15 protein-coding genes are annotated in these 23613 nt (G+C 36.5%); 11 read left to right on the top strand and 4 right to left on the bottom strand.

The genetic code is table 11. The annotated features are described in order from the left end of the window. Positions 1 to 536: 536 nt before the first annotated feature. From dnaE to HOO91_02955, 8 genes are all read left to right on the top strand, one after another. On the top strand, positions 537 to 4145 hold the full coding sequence (gene dnaE, locus HOO91_02990) for a DNA polymerase III subunit alpha (protein NOU16509.1): 3609 nt from the start codon (positions 537 to 539) through the stop codon (positions 4143 to 4145). Between the two features lie 74 nt (positions 4146 to 4219). Continuing rightward, the gene (gene trxA / locus HOO91_02985; protein NOU16508.1) at positions 4220 to 4537 is read left to right on the top strand and encodes a thioredoxin; all 318 of its coding nucleotides are present in this window, start codon (positions 4220 to 4222) and stop codon (positions 4535 to 4537) included. 113 nt (positions 4538 to 4650) lie between these two features. Further along, positions 4651 to 5226, top strand: coding sequence for a TIGR00730 family Rossman fold protein (locus HOO91_02980; protein NOU16507.1), 576 nt, complete (start codon positions 4651 to 4653; stop codon positions 5224 to 5226). Between the two features lie 338 nt (positions 5227 to 5564). Further along, a complete protein-coding gene (locus tag HOO91_02975; protein NOU16506.1) occupies positions 5565 to 6434 on the top strand; it encodes a hypothetical protein in 870 nt (289 codons plus the stop codon). Between the two features lie 2 nt (positions 6435 to 6436). Next, a complete protein-coding gene (locus tag HOO91_02970) occupies positions 6437 to 7768 on the top strand; it encodes an NAD(P)-binding domain-containing protein (protein NOU16505.1) in 1332 nt (443 codons plus the stop codon). 24 nt (positions 7769 to 7792) lie between these two features. Then, positions 7793 to 9613 carry a hypothetical protein gene (locus HOO91_02965; protein ID NOU16504.1) on the top strand — a complete coding sequence of 607 codons (1821 nt, stop codon included), beginning with the start codon at positions 7793 to 7795 and terminating at the stop codon, positions 9611 to 9613. Beyond that, a complete protein-coding gene (locus tag HOO91_02960; protein ID NOU16503.1) occupies positions 9592 to 11262 on the top strand; it encodes a hypothetical protein in 1671 nt (556 codons plus the stop codon). Before HOO91_02965 ends, HOO91_02960 begins: the two co-directional genes overlap by 22 nt. Positions 11263 to 11434: 172 nt before the next feature. Beyond that, positions 11435 to 13036: a hypothetical protein gene (locus tag HOO91_02955; GenBank protein NOU16502.1), complete on the top strand. Its 1602-nt coding sequence runs from the start codon at positions 11435 to 11437 to the stop codon at positions 13034 to 13036. Positions 13037 to 13110: 74 nt separating this feature from the next. Here the strand turns inward: HOO91_02955 and HOO91_02950 are convergent, their stop codons facing one another. Continuing rightward, positions 13111 to 13269 carry a hypothetical protein gene (locus HOO91_02950; protein ID NOU16501.1) on the bottom strand — a complete coding sequence of 53 codons (159 nt, stop codon included), beginning with the start codon at positions 13267 to 13269 and terminating at the stop codon, positions 13111 to 13113. A gap of 36 nt (positions 13270 to 13305) precedes the next feature. On the opposite strand from HOO91_02950, the gene HOO91_02945 reads away from it, so the two are divergent. The 3 genes from HOO91_02945 to HOO91_02935 are packed head-to-tail and all read left to right on the top strand — an operon-like array spanning position 13306 to position 16953. After that, positions 13306 to 14610, top strand: a complete 1305-nt coding sequence (locus HOO91_02945) for an amino acid permease (protein ID NOU16500.1) — start codon at positions 13306 to 13308, stop codon at positions 14608 to 14610. Further along, a complete protein-coding gene (locus HOO91_02940; GenBank protein ID NOU16499.1) occupies positions 14600 to 15784 on the top strand; it encodes a hypothetical protein in 1185 nt (394 codons plus the stop codon). The genes HOO91_02945 and HOO91_02940 overlap by 11 nt, the downstream gene beginning before the upstream one ends. 2 nt (positions 15785 to 15786) lie before the next feature. Next, positions 15787 to 16953, top strand: coding sequence for a hypothetical protein (locus HOO91_02935; GenBank protein NOU16498.1), 1167 nt, complete (start codon positions 15787 to 15789; stop codon positions 16951 to 16953). 55 nt (positions 16954 to 17008) lie between these two features. Here the strand turns inward: HOO91_02935 and HOO91_02930 are convergent, their stop codons facing one another. The 3 genes from HOO91_02930 to HOO91_02920 form a co-directional block, all read right to left on the bottom strand. Then, a complete protein-coding gene (locus HOO91_02930) occupies positions 17009 to 18247 on the bottom strand; it encodes a 6-phosphofructokinase (GenBank protein ID NOU16497.1) in 1239 nt (412 codons plus the stop codon). 337 nt (positions 18248 to 18584) lie between these two features. Continuing rightward, positions 18585 to 22004, bottom strand: coding sequence for a T9SS type A sorting domain-containing protein (locus tag HOO91_02925; GenBank protein NOU16496.1), 3420 nt, complete (start codon positions 22002 to 22004; stop codon positions 18585 to 18587). Positions 22005 to 22537: 533 nt separating this feature from the next. Further along, on the bottom strand, positions 22538 to 23314 hold the full coding sequence (locus HOO91_02920) for a hypothetical protein (GenBank protein NOU16495.1): 777 nt from the start codon (positions 23312 to 23314) through the stop codon (positions 22538 to 22540). Between the last annotated feature and the right edge of the window lie 299 nt (positions 23315 to 23613).

Here is a 23613-nt window from a genome sequence, read left to right as displayed (position 1 = left end):
CCTGTCAGAGTTACGAAATTCATGTTATAAATCATTCTGCTAATTGCATGGTTTATTTCTTTTTTTTCTCAAAATAAAAACGCACAACTATAATAAATTGTACGTTTCCTTAACCACTATAAAATTATATGAAATTTTTGTTTAATTCCCATAGGTTGTAATATAATTCACAACTCACTATATATCTTATTATTACAGATAATATCTTTGGGAAGTTTCATTATTTTTTACTTGGTTAGAAAACTCTTTCAGGTTCTTCGGACTCTGAAAGGTTTTTTGCTTATAGTTATATATTTCGATTTTTATTTCTGCCCCTTCCTTTCTGACTCTTATCCCCCATCTTCGGTCTTCATACGTCCATCTCCTAACTTCTGACTTCCACCTTCGGTCTTCGGTCTTTCGACTTCGGACTTCTAACTCGAATCTATTTTATCCAATAGTTATCAACATCACCCGCCCGAGGCTTTTATTGTACTACATTTGAAGAAGGAATAATTCAAAATAGTAATCACTGTAAATATCTCAATACTAATCCAATGAGCGGTTTCGTTCATCTACACGTCCATACTCAGTATTCAATCCTCGATGGGGCTTCGAATATCAAAATCCTAATCGAAAGGGCAAAGGAGCTGAACATGAAAGCCGTTGCCATTACTGACCATGGTAACATGTTTGGTGTTAAGGAGTTCATCAATACAGTTGAAAAGAAGAATGACCCCGTTAATGCCGAGATTAAGAGGGTAAAATGCGAACTTGATGGCATTATCCAGAGCGAAAACCCTGAAAAGTTTGATGAACTTACCAAGCAACTACAATCTGAGAAAAGTAAACTATTTAAGCCGATTATTGGGTGTGAAGCATATATTGCCAAGAATAGCCGTTTCGACCGCACTGATAAGGATGATCGCGGAGGATATCACCTAATCCTTCTTGCCAAAAACAACGAGGGTTACCATAATCTTGTAAAACTGGTTTCGTATAGCTGGACCGAAGGGTTTTACTACAAACCCCGAATGGACAAGGAACTGCTAAGGAAGTACAGTAAAGGTATAATCGCCAGCAGCGCATGTTTAGGCGGTGAAATTCCTCAGGCAATCCTTGCAGGTAATATAGATCACGCTGAGAAACTAATCTATGAGTATAGAGAAATTTTTGGTGAAGATTTTTACCTCGAACTAACACTTCACCAATCGGGCGATTATAGAATCGATCAGGAAGTGTATGAGAATCAGCTTAAGGTTAACAAAGTGCTAGTTGACCTTGGAAAGAAAACAAACACAAAGTGCATTGCTACCAACGATGCTCACTTCATAAATGCATCAGATGCTGAGGCACATGATAGACTAATATGCCTAAGTACAGGAAAAGACCTTGATGATCCTGATAGGTTGCGTTACACTACTCAGGAGTATATCAAGAGCGAGGAGGAGATGCTTGGCAATTTCCCCGATTTTCCTGAAGCAATTTATAATACCGCAGAGATTGCCAATAAGGTAGAAATCTTTAGCTTATCCAATGCCCCTATTATGCCCTATTTCCCTCTTCCAGAGGGATTCAAGGATGATAACGATTATCTACGGCATCTAACCTACGAAGGGGCAAAAAAGCGTTGGGGAGATAATCTTTCCGAAACAGTCACGGAACGCATTGAGTTTGAACTTGAGGTTGTTGCCCGAATGGGATATCCTGGATATTTTCTTATCGTTTGGGATTTCATCAAGGCCGCACGTGAAATGGGAGTCTCGGTTGGTCCTGGCAGAGGATCAGCAGCCGGTTCAGCAGTTGCATATTGCTTACGAATTACCGATATCGACCCGATTAAGTACGATCTGCTGTTTGAGCGTTTCCTCAACCCAGAGCGTATTTCTATGCCCGATATCGATATCGACTTTGACGAAGATGGTCGTGAACTGGTTCTGAAATACGTTGTTGAAAAGTATGGCAGAAAAAGGGTTGCCCAAATTATCACCTTTGGCACAATGGCCGCCAAGATGGCTATTCGTGATATTGCACGTGTACAAAAATTACCTCTTTTTGAATCGGATAAACTAGCCAAACTAGTTCCTGAACGACCAGGTACGACTCTAGCAATGGCATTCAAGGAGGTTCCTGAACTTGCCGCAGCCCGAAATTCGGAGAATGAACTGATTCGTGATACATTAAAATACGCAGAGGTTCTTGAAGGCAATGTCCGCCAAACAGGTGTTCATGCATGTGGTGTTATCATCGGTCGTGATGATCTGGAGGAGTACATTCCGCTAAGCACTGCCAAGGATGCTGATCTATTTGTAACACAATATGAGGGATCACAGGTTGAGGATATCGGCCTACTAAAGATGGACTTCTTGGGTCTCAAAACCCTTTCTATAATTAAGGATGCGCTTGATTTTATCAAAGAATCAAAAGGTATTGATCTTGATATTGATGCAATCCCCCTCGACGATAAAAAAACATTCCAGCTATACTCACGAGGTGAAACCACCGCTCTATTCCAATTTGAGTCGCCAGGGATGAAAAAGCACCTCAGGGCGCTTCAACCCAATAGGTTTGAAGATCTGATTGCTATGAATGCGCTCTACCGACCAGGGCCAATGGAGTATATCCCAAGTTTCATTAATCGTAAGCACGGTAGAGAGAAAATCGAATATGATATTCCTGTAATGGAGGAATATCTGAAAGATACATACGGAATCACTGTATATCAAGAACAGGTTATGCTCCTGTCCCAGAAATTGGCTGGTTTCACCAAGGGTCAAGCCGATGGTCTCCGCAAAGCCATGGGAAAGAAGCTTATTAAGGTGATGAATGAACTTAAGGAGAAGTTCACCAAGGGTTGCCTTGCAAATGGCTATGAACAGGAAAAGATTGATAAAATATGGAACGATTGGGAGGCCTTTGCACAATACGCATTCAACAAATCGCACTCAACCTGTTACGCTTACATTTCCTATCAAACCGCTTACCTAAAGGCTAACTTTCCTGGCGAGTTTATGGCCGCTGTACTTAGCCGAAATATCTCCGATATCAAAAAGATTACAATCTTCATGGATGAATGCAAGAGGCTGGGAATGCAGGTTCTCGGACCCGATGTAAACGAAAGTGCCTACAAATTTACTGTTAGCCCAAGTGGCGATATTCGTTTTGGACTTGGTGCAATTAAAGGGGTTGGCGAAAACGCTGTTGCAAATATCATCGAAGCACGAAAAACCAATGGTAAATACAAGGATATCTTCGATTTTGCCGAAAAGGTTAACCTCCAAACGGTAAATAAGAAAAATTTCGAGGCATTAGCCGTTGCTGGTGCTTTTGACGGTCTTGGCTCAATTAAACGTAGCGAATACTTTGCATTGGATTCAAAAGGAGTATCATTCATCGAACAGATAATGCGCTACGGTTCAAAAGTTCAAATTGAAAAGAGCAACAATCAGCGTTCATTATTTGGAGCAAGTACTGGCTACGATCTACAAAAGCCTGAAACGCCAGTGGGCGAAGACTGGTCAAAACTTGAAAAACTAAATCGTGAAAAGGAGGTTATCGGGATTTACCTTTCTGCGCACCCTCTAGACGATTACCGGTTAGAGATTGATAATTTCAGCAACACCTCACTAACCGAAATGAAAGATTTGCCTTTACTTAATGGGAAAGATGTTACTATTGCAGGGATGATAACCTCGGCAAAGGTTGCTACGAGTAAAAATGGCAACTATTTTGGGAAAATCAGCCTTGAGGATTACTCCGATTCTTGGGAGTTGGCTCTTTTCGGTAAGGATTTTGAAAATTACAGAAAGTTTTGTTTCGAAGGGTATTCGCTTTTAATCAAAGGAAGAGTTCAACCAAAATCCTATAATCCTGCGGAATTAGAGTTTAAGATTAAAAGCATGAATATGCTATCGGACGTTAAGGAGGAGATGATAAAAATGGTGAATATCACCATCCCAATTCACGACATAACCGATAATTTAGTTGATGAGATTAAAAAACAGGTAGAATCTAACAAAGGAAAAATTCAACTAAAATTCAAAGTTATTGATCCTGAAAGCAAAATATCTATCGACCTATTTTCCAGAACGATGAAGGTGAATTTATCACCTAAATTCTTAAACTATCTTAGAAGTAACGAATTTGAATTTAGGGTAAGAGAGTAACTTGTTAAAACATTTTTGCGCTTTAAGTGTTATTTTTTATAATTTTAGAGTGTGAAATTTAAATAAATGAAACCATGGCATTAGCAGTAAACGATTCTAATTTCGAGGAGATTGTAATTAAATCTGACAAACCAGCAATGGTCGATTTCTGGGCTGAATGGTGTGGCCCATGCCGAATGATTGCTCCTTACGTTGAGCAAATGGCTGACGAGTACAAAGACAAAGCTCTTATTGTAAAAGTTGACGTAGACAACTGCCCAGGTATTGCAGGTCGATTTGGTATTAGGAATATCCCAACCATTCTCTTCATAAAAGGGGGCCAGGTTGTAGATAAACAGGTTGGTGCAGTGCCTAAAAGCGGTCTTGTTTCTAAGCTTGAAGCTTTACTATAACAATTGCTTCCGAATGTTTAAGCCGGAGGTAACCCCTTCGGTTTGTTTTTATCTAATTAATGCTAAATCTAGCATTCATTAAGTTTTTACTTTAAACAAATACATTTCAATTAATGCGAATTTGTGTTTACTGCGCCTCAAGCTCAAAGGTAGATAAAGCCTATTTTGAAGCCACTCAAAAGTTAGCCGAAGATATGGCTGTAAGAGGAATTACTCTTGTTTACGGTGGTGGATCTGCCGGTTTAATGGGATGTATAGCAGATAATGTGCTCAAAAACAAAGGCCAAGTAGTAGGAATACTTCCAAGGTTTATGGATAAGGTTGAATGGGGACACAAAGGGCTTACCCAACTCACCCTTGTTAAGGATATGCATGAACGTAAAAAATTGCTAATAAAGGATGTTGATGCGGTTGTTGCACTACCAGGCGGTTGTGGAACTCTAGAAGAACTTATGGAAGTTATCACCTTAAAAAGGCTTGGCAAATTCACTAAGCCAATAATTATCCTAAACACTAATGGCTTTTACGACCACCTTAAATTGCTTCTCGAAAAGATGATCCACGAACATTTTATGCGCGCTGAACACGTTGAAATATGGCAGTTCGTTGATCAACCTGAAGATATAATTCCAGCCATTGAAAACGCTCCTAAATGGGATAGTTCTGCAATTAAATTTGCTGCGGTATAAAATTTGGTGTTAAGTTCATTTAAAATATATGGACAAATATGTGTGATTCCATATTTGTCCACATATTTGCTTTTTGACTATCAAAAACAAGAAACTGATAGATTTTTTCAATTAATAAATTAATGTTTCAGTGCTTGCTCCTATTTTGTCAATTATCAATTCTATTTTGTCTTAAAAATCAGGTTGACAATTACCAAAATGTTACAAAAACAACAATTACTTTAATTAATTGTTTCTTTTCTGGAAAGGTAAATTCAGCTGATAATGCTGGGGAATTTACTGGTTGAATCATTACTTTTCTTAAATTTGGAGAACCTCAAATAAAATAATCATTCAAAATGTCTAAAATCGCTCACAGAATATTTTTAAGTATATTAGTTATTATTGTAGTAACCACACTAATTGTACTGCTTTATAATGGAATATCTTACTACAAAGTTAGCGTTGAGGAAAGATTTTATCACCCGGATCATAGCCTATTAAAACCGAGTGGCATTTGGGGTCATGGAATGGGAATTTTAGGATCTTTATCAATGATTATTGGGGTAAGTATTTATATGGTTCGGAAAAGATATCGGTTATTATCACGACTGGGACTACTAAAACACTGGCTCGAATTTCACATCTTCCTATGCACATTGGGTCCAATACTAATTCTTTTTCATACTGCCTTTAAGTTTGGTGGGTTAGTTGCTATAAGTTTCTGGAGCATGGTTGCCGTTTTTTTGAGTGGGATAATCGGACGGTTCATTTATATCCAAATTCCAAGATCAATTGAAGGTCGTGAGCTTAGCCTAAATGAAGTTAGGGAGATGAAAAGCGATGTAGCAGGTATAGTAAGAAAATCTTACAACCTTGATGAGGAAAGCTATAACATTTTAGCCGATTCCATTAAAAAGAAAGTTGAATTATATCATAAATTTGCAATTGTCCGTTATATTAGAAAATATTTCGATGATCGTAAATCTATTTACACAGTTAAGACCTTACTAAAAAAGAATAATCTAACCAGAACTGAATATAAAAAGATACTTGCCCTGGTTAAAAACGATATCACGCTGAATCGGAAAATTGAACGACTCGATACGGTGCAAAATTTATTCAAATACTGGCATGTGGTTCATTCTCCTTTTGCACTTGTAATGCTAATTATAATGATTATTCATGTTGCTGTAACTATTGCATTTGGTTATAGATGGATTTTTTGAGTATGGAACAATTAATTGAAAGTATATTGATTTACTCTTTTGCAGCAATCCTTTGTATTGTTGTAGTTGCAATTTATCTGCGTAAGAAAAAGAGAGAATCAAAAATCGTTGATGAAAAAATAAAGAAAGCAAAAGAAGATGGCCTTCACGAACCCATCTCACTTCATCCAGTAGTTGACATAAATAGTTGTATAGCAACAGGAGCATGCGTTGCGGCTTGTCCTGAACATGATATTCTAGGAATAAGAAATGGTAAAGCAACCATCATCAATGCTTCCCAGTGTATTGGGCACGGAGCTTGTTTTCATGCTTGTCCAACCGAAGCCATTAGCTTACGCATAGGAACTGAGAAACGTGGTGTTGAACTTCCTCATGTAAACCAGACTTTTGAGACTAACGTGCCAGGAATCTTTATTGCAGGGGAGTTAGGAGGAATGGGGCTCATAAAGAATTCAGTTGAGCAAGGTAAGCAAGCTGTTGAAAACATAGTTAAATCAATAAAAAATAATCATAACGCCTCATACGATTTGATCATTATAGGTGCAGGTCCTGCTGGTATATCAGGAAGTCTTATGGCAAAAAAGCATGGGTTAAAGTTTTTACTACTGGAACAGGATACCCTTGGAGGAACTGTATTCACTTTTCCCAGAAAAAAAATTGTGATGACATCTCCAATGGATTTGCCCCTTTTCGGGAAAATCAAACTTTATGAAACTAGTAAAACTGAGCTGCTTGATCTTTGGCAAACCGTACTGAAGAAAAACAATATTACCGTCAATGAGAATTCCAAGGTCGATTCTATTATTTCTGAAGATGAGATATTTAAAGTGGTTACATTAAAGGGTGATCAACATACCTCTGCAACTGTATTACTGGCAATAGGACGACGCGGAACACCTCGAAAATTGAATATCCCAGGAGAGATGAAAGAAAAAGTGGCGTATCGCCTTTTGGAACCCGAGGCAATATCTAGTAAACATGTAATTGTTGTAGGAGGTGGCGACTCTGCTGTTGAATCAGCCCTACTCCTAGCAGATCAAAACCATGTAATCCTCTCCTACCGCAATGAGGTTTTCAATCGCATTAAACCACAAAATAGTATGGCCTTGAATAAGGCTGTGGCTGAGGGAAGGATTGAGGTTAGGCTAAGTTCAAATCTTTTATCAATCGAAGACGATACTGTTATACTTTCGGTTGGTAAAGAGGGTGAAAATCTCACATTAAAAAATGATCTTGTTTATATCTTTGCAGGGGGCGAACTACCAACTCAATTTCTTGAAAAAGCGGGAATTAAAATTACGAAGAAATTTGGTGAAACAGTTTTAAAACACTAGTGGTAAGACAAAAACTAAACGAATATGCACGATAAATCAGGAATAACTTTAGGAGTTTTTCTTACGTTGATGTTGCTGTTTTTTAACGCCACAGCGCAAATTTCACCCGGTGATTTATCTAACCCTCATTCGCATCTCGAAGGTATTTCAAATTGTACTCAATGCCATGTTCTCGGCAGCAAAGTATCTAGTGAAAAATGTTTGGCTTGCCATACCGAAATACAAGCAAGTATTAGTCTTCAAAAAGGGTATCATTCATCAACCGATGTTAAAGGCAAACAATGTTTTGACTGCCATAACGATCATCATGGAAAAAACTTTCAGCTTATTCGCCTTGATGTTAAAACTTTTAACCATAATCTTACTGGATTTCCTTTGTCTCTTCCCCATTCTAAAAAGGAATGTAAAGATTGTCATAATGCTAAATTCATTTCCGATTCGAAGATAAAGTCAAAAAAATACACCTACATGGGTGTAAATAAGGAATGTTTAACCTGCCACGAAGATTATCACCAAAAAACGCTTTCCTCCTCCTGCTTGAACTGTCATAATCCTGATGCATTTAAGCCAGCCACTAGATTTAATCATGCTAACGCTAAATTTCAATTGGTGGGAAAACATGTTAATGTGGAGTGTTTAAAATGCCATAAAGTTGATTTGAAAGACGGGAAAAGATTTCAGGAATTTCAGGGAGTTGCGCATACTAATTGTACAAGTTGCCATAAAGATCCTCATCAGAATCAGTTCGGGCAGAATTGCCGTCAATGCCATAGCGAGGAATCATTCCATGCAATTAAGGGCAAAAACTTTGATCACAGTAAGACAAACTTCAACCTGGTGGATAAACATCTTAGCGTTGACTGCAAATCGTGCCATAAGACAAAACTTACTGACCCAATTAAACATGATCGTTGTTCCGATTGTCATACCGATTACCACAACAATCAATTCGTTAAAAACAACATTTCACCTGACTGCTCCCAATGCCATACCACAAAAGGTTTTGATTTATACTCATTTACAATTGAACAGCATAATGTAGGTTCATTCCCTCTACTTGGCGCTCATGCACCAGTAACTTGTAACCAATGTCATAAGAAACAGGAGAAATGGAGTTTCAGGAATATTGGGAAAAATTGCAAAGATTGTCATACCGATTACCACAATAATCAATTTTCTAAAAACGGGGAGTCACCTGATTGTTCGCAATGCCATGTTGTGAAGGGATTTAATTTCGTCACTTACACCTTTGAGCAGCACAATAAAAGTTTCTTTCCGCTTTTGGGTGCTCATAAAGCCACAGCATGTAATGAATGTCACAAAAAGCAGGAAAAGTGGAGTTTCAAGGATATTGGTAATAATTGCAAAGATTGCCATACCGATATACACCAAACATATATTCCATCAAAATACTATCCCAACTCAAATTGCAAAATCTGTCATAATGAAGCCCAATGGGAAGATGTTTCATTCGATCACTCAAAAACCAACTTTAAACTAACTGGTGCTCATCTTAAACAAAACTGTAAAGAATGTCACTTTAAAAAAGATGCTAATGGCATTGAACAACAAAAATTTTCTGGATTACCAACAAATTGTTCAAGTTGCCATACCGATAATCACTTTAAGCAATTTGAAAAAAACGGGATAACAAATTGTACTGAATGTCATAGTACTGATAATTGGAATGATTCTAAATTCGATCACAATATAGCAGCTTTTAAACTTGATGGTAAACATATTAGCGTACCTTGCATAAAATGCCATAAACTGCAACAAGAAGGATCACGGACTTATGTTAAATATAAACTAAAAACTTTCACATGCGAATCTTGTCACTCTTGATCATCCCTGCATTGCTAATCGTTTTAAATCAGAAGACCCAATCGCCTCATGGTGCTGATTTTAAAGTTAGTTGCAAAACATGTCATAGTTCCAAAGGTTGGCAACTTGATAAGGAAACATACTCCTTTGACCACAACACAACTAAATTTCCGCTTGTTGGTCATCATGCTGATGTGAGTTGTAGACAATGTCATAAAAATCTTATATTTAAGGAAGCAAAAAACAAATGCAACGAATGTCATACAGATGTGCATAAAACAACAACTGTCCCTGACTGCTCACATTGTCACACTCCAAATTCATGGTTGGTAAACAATATAGGCGAAATTCACCAATTGAGCCACTTCCCATTGTTAGGTGCTCACAAAACTGCCGACTGCATTCAGTGCCATAAGTCAGAGAGTCAAACTAGTTTTGATGTTGCTGGCGTAAATTGCATTGACTGCCACAGGCAAAACTACATGGCAACCACAAATCCCAATCACATTCAGGCAGGATTTTCCGAAGATTGTTATACTTGCCATCCATCAACCTCTATGCAATGGAATGGTACAGGTTTTAATCATAGTTTCTTTGCTCTTGTACAAGGACATGCAACTCCAAAATGTTCTGATTGTCACACAACAGGTAGATATTCAGATGCAAAAACTGACTGTTACTCATGTCATCAAAAGGATTACACCTCAACAACAGATCCAAATCATAGCGCATCCAGTTTTCCTACAACTTGCGGGAATTGCCATACTCTTAATCCTGGATGGAAGCCTGCAAGTTTTGATCATGGAAGTTTCCCTCTTACATTAGGTCACTCTGTCCCAAAATGTATTGATTGTCATACAAGCGGTACATATAGTTCATTATCTACCGATTGCTACACATGCCACCAAAAGGATTATGCAGGAACTAATAATCCCAACCATAGTACCTCAGGTTTCTCAACAGTTTGCACGCAGTGCCATACAACCAATCCAGGTTGGACTCCAGCCAAAATCGACCATAGCAAATTTCCTCTTACGTTAGGTCACTCTGGCCCAAAATGTACAGATTGTCATATCAACGGCAATTATGCCTCAACTTCTTCGGATTGCTATTCATGCCATCAAAAGGATTTTCAATCCACAACCAATCCAAACCACATAACTTCAGGTTTTTCAACGTCATGTACTCAATGTCATTCAACTAATCCGGGCTGGAAACCAACAACCTTTAATCACAACAGTTTTGCGCTTACCTTAGGGCATTCCACTCCGACTTGTAATGATTGTCATAAAGGAAACTATAGTTCCACATCATCGGATTGTATCACATGCCATCAAACTGATTACAATAAGACGGTCAATCCTAACCATCAAACATTAGGATTTTCAAGCGTATGTACACAATGCCATACAACTAATCCCGGTTGGAAACCGGCATCATATCTACAACACGATAGCCAATCATTTCCAATATATTCTGGAAAACATAGAAATCAATGGAACTCATGCACTGACTGTCATTCAAATCCTTCGAGTTATGCGCAGTTTACATGTATTACCTGTCACGAGCATAATAAAACAGATATGGATAATAAACACCGAGGGAGAACTGGATATTCATATACTAGTGCTGCATGCTTCCAATGTCATCCACGAGGTACCAGTGATTAATGTTGATTTATGAAATGTCCATGTTGATAAAGAACACCAAGCACAATGATCAAAACATGGACATTTAGCTTCGCTGAGCCCTTTGGGGTTCATCTGAGCCTAGGTAATTAGTATCATTCAGATGAGAAATGATAACTAATTCTATAGTAATTATTTATGAATTTCTGTACAGATGAAAAAGATATTCTTTGCTATTTGCATTATAGCCTTTGGTAATACGCTTTTCGGACAAGTGACTGGTGTGCAAATAGCTGGTCAAGTAACATTTATGAGTTCCGAAAATGTGTATGTAAAATTCAATTCCACTAAAGGTATCTCTATTGGCGATACGCTCTACTCCTCTCCCAACAGTAATTTAACACCAATTCTGAAGGTTAATAACCTGTCGTCAATATCCTGTGTTTGCTCATTTTTATCGCAAGTAAGTCTTTCTGTTACCGATAAGATTATAGCAAAGCCCAAAATTGTTAAAGAAAATCAGCAAGGAAAGGTTATTGAAAAACTTGATACTAAGAATCAAATTCAAGAGACTAAAAAACCAGATAAAATGCATATAGATAACGAATACAGTGAAAAAGTTAGGGGGAGTATTTCAGCTAATTCCTATTCATATTTCTCAAATACTACAGCCAAAAATTCTCAACTCTTTCGATATACATTTTCGATTAATGCTGACAACATCTCAAACTCAAGATTGTCTTTTGAAAGTTATTTATCATTTCGTCATAAGATTGGAGATTGGGCTGATGTAAAAAGCAATGTTTTTAATGCTCTGAAAGTATATAATTTGGCAGTTAGATACGACCTTAACAAAACTACTCAAATCAGCTTTGGTCGTAAATTGAATTCTAGGATTTCCAGTATTGGAGCGATGGATGGACTTCAATTTGATAAGAAGATAAAAGGATTTGGTTTTGGTGCTGTTGTTGGTTCAAGACCAGATTATATGGATTATGGATTTAACTCCAAACTCCTTCAATATGGAGCATATTTGGCATTTGATACTAAATCAGAAAATACATTTACCGAGAGTTCAGTGGCGTTCATGAATCAGATGAATGGTTCCAAAACTGATCGTAGATTCCTTTACCTACAGCATTCAAACTCACTTATTAAGAACATTTACTTTTATAGTACATTCGAATTAGACTTATATAAAGTAAAGAATAATCAACCTCAAAGTACCGCAAATCTTACAGGAATGTACCTGTCGTTACGATATAGGATGACTAAAAGGTTAACTTTAACTGGCTCATACGATGCACGAAAAAACATTATTTACTATGAGTCATTCAAGACCCTAATAGATAGCACTTTTGAAAAGGAGAAACGACAAAGCTACAGACTTCAAGCAAATTACCAGATTACAAAGAACATTATGTTTGGATTACAAGGAGGTTATCGATCTCTGAAATCGGATCCACATCCTACCTACAACGCATACGGCTATTTAACCTATTACAATATTCCAGGCATAAATATCTCAGCTACTGTTTCAGGTACCTATTTGAAATCGAACTATATAATAGGAGAAATTTACGGCATTAACATTTCCCGAGTCCTGTTAAAAGGGAAATTTCAAGCTGAACTTGGATGTCGTTTTTTAGATTACGATCTTTTAATAAGCAAGTTAGATATCCATCAACAAGTAGGTGATATAAATGTTTCATGGCAAATCTATAAGAATATCTTACTATCCGTAAACTACGAAGGAACTTTTCAACAAAAAGATAGATTTAACACAATCTATGGGCAACTCAGAATTAGGTTCTAATGTAAACACCACGTAATAAGCATTAGTAAATTATAGGATGTAATAATTTGCTTACTTTTTGTATAAATTAACAGTTACATCCAAGTATATTCAATCTTCAATTTATCATCCTTTAAACCAATTAGTCTATATTTGGCTAGGAATTTATCTAGACCTTCGCTACAATTTTCGACACTACCACTAGATAAAAATTTTGTCACGATTGAACCCATTGCAGTCACGGTATGAATCATTTTACTATTTTTGTTCAATTTTAAATTATAATACAATTGGAATCTGTAAAGCTTATTAGCCCCTCGCGTGCAATTGCCATAGTTGTTTCAAATATGATAGGTGTTGGAGTCTACACAAGCCTTGGATTTCAAGCTATGGGAATCAACTCAATTCTTGCTCTAATATTTATTTGGATAACAGGTGGTATTGTTGCCATTTGTGGAGCACTAACGTATGGGGAGTTGGCAGCACGGATGCCCCGTTCCGGTGGTGAGTATATCTTTTTATCAAAATTATTTCACCCATCATTTGGCTTCTTATCAGGATTTATATCCATGACAATTGGGTTTGCTGCACCTATGGCCATGTTGGCAATAGCCTTGGGCACATATGCAGGTAACTTTTTGGCTGTTTCTCCAATTGTAATTGCAATTGCTGTTATAGTTATACTTACAATACTAAACTCAAGTAGTTTTAGGATTGGAGCCAACTTCAATTTTATTGCCACTACAATAAATATTGTTTTAATTATTGCTTTTTGCATCTTCGGACTATTCAAAGGACATCACGCTGATTTTCATTTCACTGCTCATGTAAGTGATATTAAGCAAATTTTCAGCTCTTCGTTTGCAGTTTCACTAGTTTACGTTTCATTCGCATACTCAGGATGGAATTCAGCAGCCTATATTACCCATCAAATAAAAGATCCTGTTAAGAATCTTCCATTTATTCTAATAATTGGAACTCTTATAGTAATGATTTTATACACTTTCCTCAACTTCATATTCCTTTACGTTGTTCCAATTCCTGAACTATCAGGTAAGATAGATGTTGCTTTTATAGCAGCACAAAAAATATTCGGTGAAACTGGAGGGAAATTTGTAGCTGTACTTATTTCAATAGGACTAATTGCATCAATAAACTCATTACTAATCCTTGGACCTAGAGTTAGCCAGGCAATTGCATTAGATTACAAAGCAATTCGTTGGTTTGGCATTGAAAATAAGCATGGTGCTCCAGTTTACTCCACAATCTTTTTAACCATTATTTCTCTTCTACTTATTTGGACATCGACCTTTGAGCAAATAATGACAATAATCGGCTTCACCTTAAGTATTTTCACAATATCTTCTGTATCTGGAATATTCGTACTTAGATATAGGTTGAAAAAGAACGGCGAAAATATTTATCATACATTTGGATACCCATATATTCCTCTACTCTTTATATTAATTGAGGGCTGTATGATGATTTACGTGTTTCAAAACAAACCATTACAATCATTAACTGGAATTGCAATAACTTTAATAGGATTTATATTCTACTACATACTAATTAAATCGAAGAAACATGTCAACTAGAAAACTCATTGTTTGTCTTGCACTGTTACCAGTAATAGCCCTTTCGTGCAATTCGAAACCTGCAAACGTTACAACCTCTGCCGATACAACTGTAATAAAAAGAATTACATTCCCTTACGATACTATCATCGATAATAGAGTAGCATTCATTTCAGGTGTTGCTCATGGTAAAACAGAGTGTTTAAGTGGTCTCGACACAACAACCAATTGGAAGTCATTTTCTTACGCAATGGATTCAATGTTTAAAAAAATTGAAGTTAATCGTTTGCAGAAAATGAGAAATTGGGCTGATAGTGAGCTGGTAAATAATCAAGCCCCAACAACTGTCTTTTACCCATTTTCGGGACCCGATTTTCTTAACGCCAACGTTTTCTTCCCAAAGGCCGAAAATTATATAATGATTGCCCTTGAACCTATAGGTGATATACCAAATCTTTGCAAGATGCAACCAAAAGGGATAAACAACTATCTCACTAATGTAAATCGTTCTTTATCTGATATATTCATGCGCAGCTATTTCATCACCATGAAAATGCTAGGCGCTTTAAATAAAGATAGCGTAAACGGAACGGTTCCCTTAATTAGCCTATTCATCAAACGTACAGGTCATAATATTGTATCGATTAAATCGATAGGTGTTGATCCAACTGGTAAGTGGAATTATTTGGATAGTCTTAAAGGCATGAAAGGCGTTACAAAAGGTGTTAAGATTGATTTTGTTGATATTGATAGCAATAAACCCCAATCCGTATTCTACTTTAAAACAGACTTATCTAATGATGGGCTTAACGTTAATCCAGGATTTAGAAAATACCTATCACATCTACCAAACTCATATTCTTATTTGAAGGCAGCCTCCTACCTAATGCAATGGAAAGAGTTTTCGATGATTCGTAATACAATTTTCGAGAAGAGTGATTGCATCCTTCAAGATGATTCCGGCATTGGATACCAGTATTTTGATAAAACAAAATGGGATATTCGTCTTTATGGTAAATACCAAAAACCCAACAAGGAATTTGGAAACATCAATGAACCTGATTTAGCTAAAGCATACAAAGATTCAGTTTACCGAAAAGTACCTTTTGTACTTGGCTATAACTGGAAAACAAAATCTATTAACATGCTTTATGCTGTTAAAAAAGGTGTAATGAAACTCCCTGTTAGGAAGTAACAATGAAACGATTTGGAGGTATACTGCTTATCTCGCTTTGCTTTTCGCTTATAGCAAAATCGCAGTTTACCGATTCCATACAAAAAATAATTGATGCCGATACCTCCTTGATGATCAAGGAGGTATTTTCTAATTCAAAATTTTATCGGCTTAAAATTATCTTAACGGAAGTATCCTCCGATGATTTTGGATGCAAAAAACTATCGACTTGGAGCTATCGCGATACCGTAACCGAATACTTTTACCCAGCAAGCTTAGCCAAAATACCTCTGGCTTTAACAAGTACGCAGTTTATTAACAAAAGAAAGACATTCAACCCAGATCTTTCCGACCTTCTAATCGATTCATCCAATTATGTAAAAGAAAGATCGCTAAACGATGACATGCTGCTTATGCTATCTGCCAGCGATAATCGTGCTTTCAACCGAATCTATAACATGCTGGGTTGCAAGTATATAAATATTAACCTGATTAAAAAGAAGTATTTAAATACAATTATTATTCATCGTTTTGAATCGGGTAGTACAAAGTACCACCAAACTGCATTGCCTGTTACAGTTGTAAATTCAACCTGTGACACTATTTATAGACATTCTGCCGATTCTATCTACTCCCCAATCCGGCATGGTATGGCGGATAGCCTTATTGGATTTGGATACTTCCTCAATGATTCGTTGATTACAAAACCCAAAAGCTTTAAATTCCACAATTATGTTGATATCCGAGATATTCATGATATGATGATATCACTAAAATATCCAAATCTTGTAAATCGAAATCCTTTTAATATTACTGAAAACCAAAGAGAAACAATAATTAAATTCCTTCAAACAAGCCCATTACACCCGAATACAACTGATTACTCCGATACTTCTGTATTCCATTCTAATTTCCTGAGATTTACACTTTTTGGTCGCGATAAAAAAATTCAATATCCTAACATCGAATACTTCAATAAATCTGCAATGGCTTATGGCTTTCTTGCAGATTGCTCCTATCTAAAAGATACAGTAAATAACGTGGAATTCTTTCTATCAATCTACATGTACGTTAACAAGGATGAAATCCTTAATGATAATCAGTATGAGTACGATGATGTAGGAGTTCCGTTTATGAAAAGATTTGGAGAGCTTATCTACTCACGGATGAAAAAAGTTAAACCACAATAGGCACATTAGATCGCAATCAGATATAGTCTATTGTGCCTAAGGTGGTAAGTATCTTCTAATCCTCAGGAATTACCACAGGAAAATCGTAATCAAATTTTAGGAAATGGGGCTTATCGAGGATATAGGACATAAAATCCATATATGCATCAGAGAATTTGAACTTATTAATATCATAGTAAACATCGGGTAATGGATGGTTACAAATATCACCCATATCGATTGAGGTTGTGTTAAACTCCTCAAGTTCCTGATACTTTGCCATTTTTTTAAGAACAGGCATTTGACCGTAATCTTCCCGTAAAAGTAAATCAACCACTTTATCGGCAAGGGTTGTGGTTAACCGACGATCATATAATCTACATTCGCCCGATCTTGCATAGTACCCTGTAGACTCAGCTCTAGCCTGAATTCCTAGTTTATTTGAGATTTCTGAAGCTACAATTCCGCTTATTCCTCCAAATCGATGATGTCCAAACTCATCAACCTCTGAGCTGGCATATACTACATCAACCTTATCGGTAGCAGCATCGTACCAACGCACTCCCTCGGAAACAGAAATAACCAAGGATTTTTTTGGGGATCGTAAATATTCCTCCTTAACGCTCTCCAAGAAAAAATCCTTTCGCTCCTTTGTGATTTCAAACTCAGGAACAAGAGCCATTTCGGCACCGCCAAACGAAGCACCACCATTCAGCCAACCAGCATCGCGACCCATTACTTCAAGCACAATAATTCTTGAGTGGGATTCGGCAGTTGTTCTAATTCTCCCAGCGTACTCCATTACTCCTTTTGCAGCTGAGGGAAAACCAGGACAGAGAACAGTTTCAATTTCTTCTCCATTGAAATTATGCATTGTTCTTGTCCTTAAATCATTATCAATGGTTTTTGGAAAGCCTATAACTGGTATGCCGTAAGCCTCATATAGTGCTTTTGCAACACCATTGGTGTCATCGCCACCAATAGTAACAATAACATCAATTTTATATCTCTCAAGGTTTCTTAATATCTGAGGTACACGATCCTCAGGGTTTTTATTTGATGGGAATGGGTTGGTGCGGCTTGAACGCAATGCTGTTCCTCCGTAAAACCCATCGTATGGTTGATTGGTAAGATCCAGAACATCTCCATTGCCTAATAGGCCTTTCCATCCATGCCGAATACCATAAACTTTATACCCTAAAAAAGAGGCTCTATTTCTAATCGCTTCAATGCTTGAATTTATTGCTGGTGTATCACCCCCACCAGTTAGTATTGCCAAAGTTTTACCATGAAACAGCTTATGCTCGCACCTCATAAAAAGTGTTTTAGTTATTCTTTTTGAGTAAATTCAATGAATTTATAGCCATTTATAGAATCACATTAATTTATGGCTTGATAAAAACTGTAGCAAAAGTAAAATTTTTCAGCTAAAACTCACTATGCAAACGTTTGATATTATATTTTGTAACTCTTGTAGAGGTAAATTTCTATCGAACTATCGATACTATTTTTTAGGATCTTAATTTCGCTTAAACATACTCCTATCGGATTTTATATGGTTTGCGTATTGATGATCATAAGTTTTAAAATAGAAATGGCTACCATTTTTTGGTAGCCATTTCATTTCTAAACCAATATACCTTAAAGATTTCCTACTTAAGAATTAGCTTCAAGGTACTTCTCTCCCCACAAAATTGAATTCTTACATAGTAAACACCAGTTTGTTTACCTGTTAAGTCAATATCAATAATCTGTTCTTCTCTACTATCAACAAACTTGCTCATTACCATTGCTCCAGTAACAGAAAATACATCCAACTTGATAGTTCCTTTTAATGCAGTGTTTAGTTTAACATGGAAAATACCATTCGATGGATTAGGATATACATCCAATCCTACTTCAGCAGGATTTTCATTTATACCACTTGCAACAGATACGTTAACTGTCCAATTTTGAATAGTAACTCCATCTTCTGCTGTAATAACATATACAACAGCATTTGTGAAATTATTTGCAGTAACACCACTAGTCTGAACCATTGTGGCAACTTTAGCAGTTGCTCCAGTTGAGAGGGTAAAAGTAGAAACTAAGCTGGTTATATTAGAACCTTGAGGCATAACTACTGCAATGGTTTTATTAATAGGATCAATAGTGCTACTTATTTGAGCGGGTAAACTAAAAGAAGTAATGCTAGTTTCAGTATTCTTTACCTTTACTGTCCAATTATTAGTGGTTAAGCCATCTTCAGAAGTAACAGCATAAACAAGTGGAGTTGTAAAATTATTTGAGGTTACACCGCTTACCTGAGGGGTTGTACCAATTTTTGCTGTTGCACCTGATGATAGGTAGAATGTTGGTATAAGAGCCGAACGATCTGTTCCTTGCGCAACCAAAAAAGTAATTGTTTTATTGGCAATATCAATGGTTGCTGGTTGGGTTTGCTCATTGAGGCGTATCGAGGTAATATCGGCATAGATATTTTGAACGGTACCAACGGTAACAGTTACAGTCCAATCCTGAGTTACTGCTTTTCCCGATTTAATCGGTGGTCCAATTACTACCTCTTCCGATTTTACCGAATATACTACAGGATTTGTGAAATCTACGAAGGACTGACCAGAAGATTGATTGACCGCTCCAATTTTAGCAGTAGCACTTAGAGAAAGAGTAAAACGAGGGATTAGATTTGTAATAACAGTGCCTGAGGCAACTCCCAATTTTACAGTATGATTTGTACTATCGATAACCGCTTGCCCAGTTTGCTGGGTTAGGGCGAAAGAAGTTATGCTATTGCCTATTTCAAGAGGTCTATGGGTTACTGTTACAAGATAATCCTGAGAGCCACCATCTTGTGCTTTAACGGTAATTGTTACGGGGTTGGTAAAATTAATAATATCGTCAGAATAGATTTGAGTTGTTCCAATATAAGCTTTAGCACCAAATGAAAGTCCAAACTGGGTCATTATGCTCGACAGGTTAAAAAATGGCTCAACCATTGCACTTATTGTATGGTTTATTTGATCGATTGGCGTTTCCATATCCATTTTGCCACCCATAAATGAGATATACTCAATCTGTTTTCCCGATTGAAGACCGCCATGCTGGGTTAATGTCCATGAATCACCATTTAAGTTATACCATTTAATATAGATTGGAACTCCAACTTCAACCGCCCATTTAATTTCTTCGCCACAATTGATGTTATTATCCAATTCCGAGGTGGAACAATCGGAGTAAATGATTGCCTCTTTACTATTTTCACCACAGTAAGTTAAACTGATGTATCCAGTTTGTGTTGGTGTGTACATGTAGTATTGTGGGCTAAAAACCTTGTCGGAATGGTTTACCCCTTCAACTGCAATTTTTGGATCCGAGCATGTTTCGCCAAGGGGTTTAGTATTTGTAATAACCTGAACAACCCAATTCTGCGTTGTACCATTCTCGGCAGTGATGGTGTAGGTTTTATCCGTTGTGAAGTCGTTAGGAGTACTACCACTTATTTGAGTAGTAGCCCCAATTGCCACAGTTGCAAAGTTGGAAAGGGTGAATTGTGCAACTAAATTATTAACAGACAGAGTGTAAGGAATGTAAACCTTAATGTTATGGTTAGCCGCATCAAACACCGTTGAATCAGTAATACTAGTCATCGTGTAAGTAAGTATAGCCTTTTCGCTGCTTAGGTCTGAGGCGTTTGTTACTGTAACCGTCCAGTCTGTTTTGGTAGTATTGTCTTCGGCAATAATAGTATAGGTTTTGGCTGTTGAAAAGTTGTTAGATGTTATACCACTTTCCTGAGTGTCAGTTCCAATGGTAGTTGAAGCTCCAGCCGAAAGGTTGAAGGTAGCAATTAGTGAGGATTTGTCTACATTTTTACCTACCACCACATTTATGGTATGATTCGTTGCATCAATAGTACTACTGGTTGTAATCCCTGCAAAGGAGAATGATTTTATATCTGTTACATTGGAGAATGGACTCATGGATAGATTCCAATTATAGGTATCCGATGTGTAGTCGTCAACCCATTTTGTCAGGTACTTTGTATCCTTAGTAACCTTTACCGAAATTTCGGTTTGAAAACCTTCACCTTCACCACAATCATCATCCGAATTGTCTATGTCTACTACATTGCAACCATCGTAAATATATACTCTGGTATCTTCGGTAGTCATGCCACAAGTAGAAACAGTCATTACTCCATCAATAGCAGGGATATATGAAAACCACTGTGAACCGGTAACGTTTGATGCGGAGTTAATACCTTGTATGGCAGTTATAGGTGATTCGCACATATCACCAGGTTTAAGCGCCATGGGTTGAAAGTTTAGTGACCATGACTGTAAATCGGAATTATCCTTTGACCATCGTAAATAGTATTTCTTCCCTTTTGCAACTATGATATTTATTTTTAGATCGCTTAATTTGGCTATTTGAGTCAAAACACCTTCGGAGGTTTCGAGATATAAAATTCCGCCAACCTTTTCCATCATAAATCCAGTTATGTGGTATGATAATTCAAACATCCCATCAACATTTGGAGAGAAGGAATACCACTGATCCACAGAATTCCCATAGTGATAAGTACTATTATTACCTTCAATAGCGGGTATAGCTGTTGAGTATTTTGTTCCGGTTGGTAATGGCGATTCGGTTAACGACCAGTCATAGCTCTCAGCAGCACCAAGGTTGAGCCATTTGATTAAATATGTTTGCCCAGAAACCGCCTCGAAAACCATTTGGCTTTGATAGGGAGTAGTTGTACCACATTGTCTGGAATAGCGTTGTCCAGAGCCAGAACAATTATCAAAAACATAAAAACTTGTTGCTTTGGTAGTGTAACCACACGAGGAAACTGTGATTAGGCAATTAGATGTTGCTGTGTAGGTAAACCATTGATCTACTACACCAGTGTGGTCGGAATGGTTGATACCTTTTACTGCAGTAAATGGTACGTTGCAGTCTGTTCCAGCAACAGGGAGGAAACCAGTTCCACCATAAACACTTGTCGCCTGAAAGGAGATAAGCAATGCAAACAAGAAAAACGAAAATTGTGAGAGTAATTCTTTTTTCATACTGGTTAATTAAATTAATAAAAAAGAAAAATTATTTATCCAATAAATAGTTGTTTTTCATGACGTTAAATAGAATAATTATTACGCTAAAATAATTTTGTGAAACATCCTAGCAATTTGTACTAATGCCATTTAACTTCGGCTATTCAAAGAATTTCTTGGATGCTGATATTAATAGAGTAATAAAAATCCTTATTGGATTATATTATCTTTTAATTCAATTTATTTCCAATGCTGCAAAAGTGATATAATAGTACAAACAAGCCTTTATCGATTCGTACAAATTAACGTACGATTAGACAAAAACATGTTTTTTTGATTAATGTATTTTTGAAGAAAATAAAAATAGGTATTACTGAACTATTGCATGCCAATGTATTCTATCAAAGGTTGTTCTTGTGGCTCAAAGCCTTCGAATTTTTTATAAGAAATTGTTAGATGAGTTTATATCTTAGATACAAGCAAAAAAAACGGCTTAGACTTTACGCCTAAGCCGAACAAGAAGTTTTTAATCAAAAGTCATTCCTTTTAAATCATTTGTCTTTGAATTCCTTTTGCAAATTATCAAGAACTTCAAGGCTAACTTCGTCTGATTTTACATCGTCACTTTCATCGTATTCAAACGGATCGTCCATATCTTTTATCAAGAAAAGTATAGAGAAAATTATAAAAGTGAAAATGCTCACAAGTACAACTCCTACCCACCATGGTTCAACGCTAAGCAAACAATAAACAATTAGAAATATTACAGCAATTGTATTTATTGAAATAAAAACAGAGGGTACGAAATCGGTGCTTTTAATTATTGATATTCGATTAATGGTTTTCTTAAGCGTAGTTATTTCACTTTTCATTCTAACGATATAATTTGGCGGAACGCCCTCTTTGCCCATATCTATAATATCAGATGAAAACGAATCTAGCAGCTTTTCCAAATTATCATTTCGTAATACAAAATAATCTCTCTTTAAAGTTGGAATAAAGTTTTTAATCTTTGATTTCAAATTTTCAGCGTACTTCGAATTTGATACATGCTTTACATATTCAACTTCATGCCAAAGGGTATATAGAGAAGCGGCTAACTCATTTGGTATTTTCTCGCTTTCCTTATAATCAGTAACCACACCTGCTAATAGAAAGCCAAGTAAAAAGATAATTCCTGTCAAAATACTTGGAAAAAAAGAAGTCATCTCCTTGGGAATAACTTCCCAACCAAGCAAGTGAACTCCAACTTTAAGACCACCAAAAATTATTACAATTGGTAAAACCGAGAAAAGTAGATAATATTTACTTTTAGCAAAAATTTTCATATTAAAACGTTTTAGAAATATTTTCAAAAATTTGTTTTCCAATATAAATAATTGCGCCTATAACAGAAAAAGTTATTTTTCATTGGCTTGTTGCTAAAATTACTAAAGTTTGAGCAGTAGATGCTAGTTTACTGTAGATTTTTTTATCTGCTAAAAACTAACTTAAGGGTAGCACATTTGCATCAACTGCACTAGAAGACAAAACATACTTAGTAAAGAGTTTGATATGAAATAGAAAATTACCAAACAAGTTTTACATTTTTAGCCAATCTCAGTCACAAGCCCGATGAAAGATTCGA

It is taken from the genome of Bacteroidales bacterium (genome assembly GCA_013141385.1).
GTDB lineage: Bacteria > Bacteroidota > Bacteroidia > Bacteroidales > Tenuifilaceae > UBA8529.
This window is presented reverse-complemented; position numbering and strand designations above follow the sequence as displayed.

Excerpts from the sequence above, each read along its gene's own strand:
- dnaE (NOU16509.1), top strand. The coding sequence starts at position 537 with ATGAGCGGTTTCGTTCATCTACACGTCCATACTCAGTATTCAATCCTC.
- trxA (NOU16508.1), top strand. The coding sequence starts at position 4,220 with ATGGCATTAGCAGTAAACGATTCTAATTTCGAGGAGATTGTAATTAAA.
- HOO91_02980 (NOU16507.1), top strand. The coding sequence starts at position 4,651 with ATGCGAATTTGTGTTTACTGCGCCTCAAGCTCAAAGGTAGATAAAGCC.
- HOO91_02975 (NOU16506.1), top strand. The coding sequence starts at position 5,565 with ATGTCTAAAATCGCTCACAGAATATTTTTAAGTATATTAGTTATTATT.
- HOO91_02970 (NOU16505.1), top strand. The coding sequence starts at position 6,437 with ATGGAACAATTAATTGAAAGTATATTGATTTACTCTTTTGCAGCAATC.
- HOO91_02965 (NOU16504.1), top strand. The coding sequence starts at position 7,793 with ATGCACGATAAATCAGGAATAACTTTAGGAGTTTTTCTTACGTTGATG.
- HOO91_02960 (NOU16503.1), top strand. The coding sequence starts at position 9,592 with ATGCGAATCTTGTCACTCTTGATCATCCCTGCATTGCTAATCGTTTTA.
- HOO91_02955 (NOU16502.1), top strand. The coding sequence starts at position 11,435 with ATGAAAAAGATATTCTTTGCTATTTGCATTATAGCCTTTGGTAATACG.
- HOO91_02950 (NOU16501.1), bottom strand. The coding sequence starts at position 13,269 with ATGATTCATACCGTGACTGCAATGGGTTCAATCGTGACAAAATTTTTA.
- HOO91_02940 (NOU16499.1), top strand. The coding sequence starts at position 14,600 with ATGTCAACTAGAAAACTCATTGTTTGTCTTGCACTGTTACCAGTAATA.
- HOO91_02935 (NOU16498.1), top strand. The coding sequence starts at position 15,787 with ATGAAACGATTTGGAGGTATACTGCTTATCTCGCTTTGCTTTTCGCTT.
- HOO91_02930 (NOU16497.1), bottom strand. The coding sequence starts at position 18,247 with ATGAGGTGCGAGCATAAGCTGTTTCATGGTAAAACTTTGGCAATACTA.
- HOO91_02925 (NOU16496.1), bottom strand. The coding sequence starts at position 22,004 with ATGAAAAAAGAATTACTCTCACAATTTTCGTTTTTCTTGTTTGCATTG.
- HOO91_02920 (NOU16495.1), bottom strand. The coding sequence starts at position 23,314 with ATGAAAATTTTTGCTAAAAGTAAATATTATCTACTTTTCTCGGTTTTA.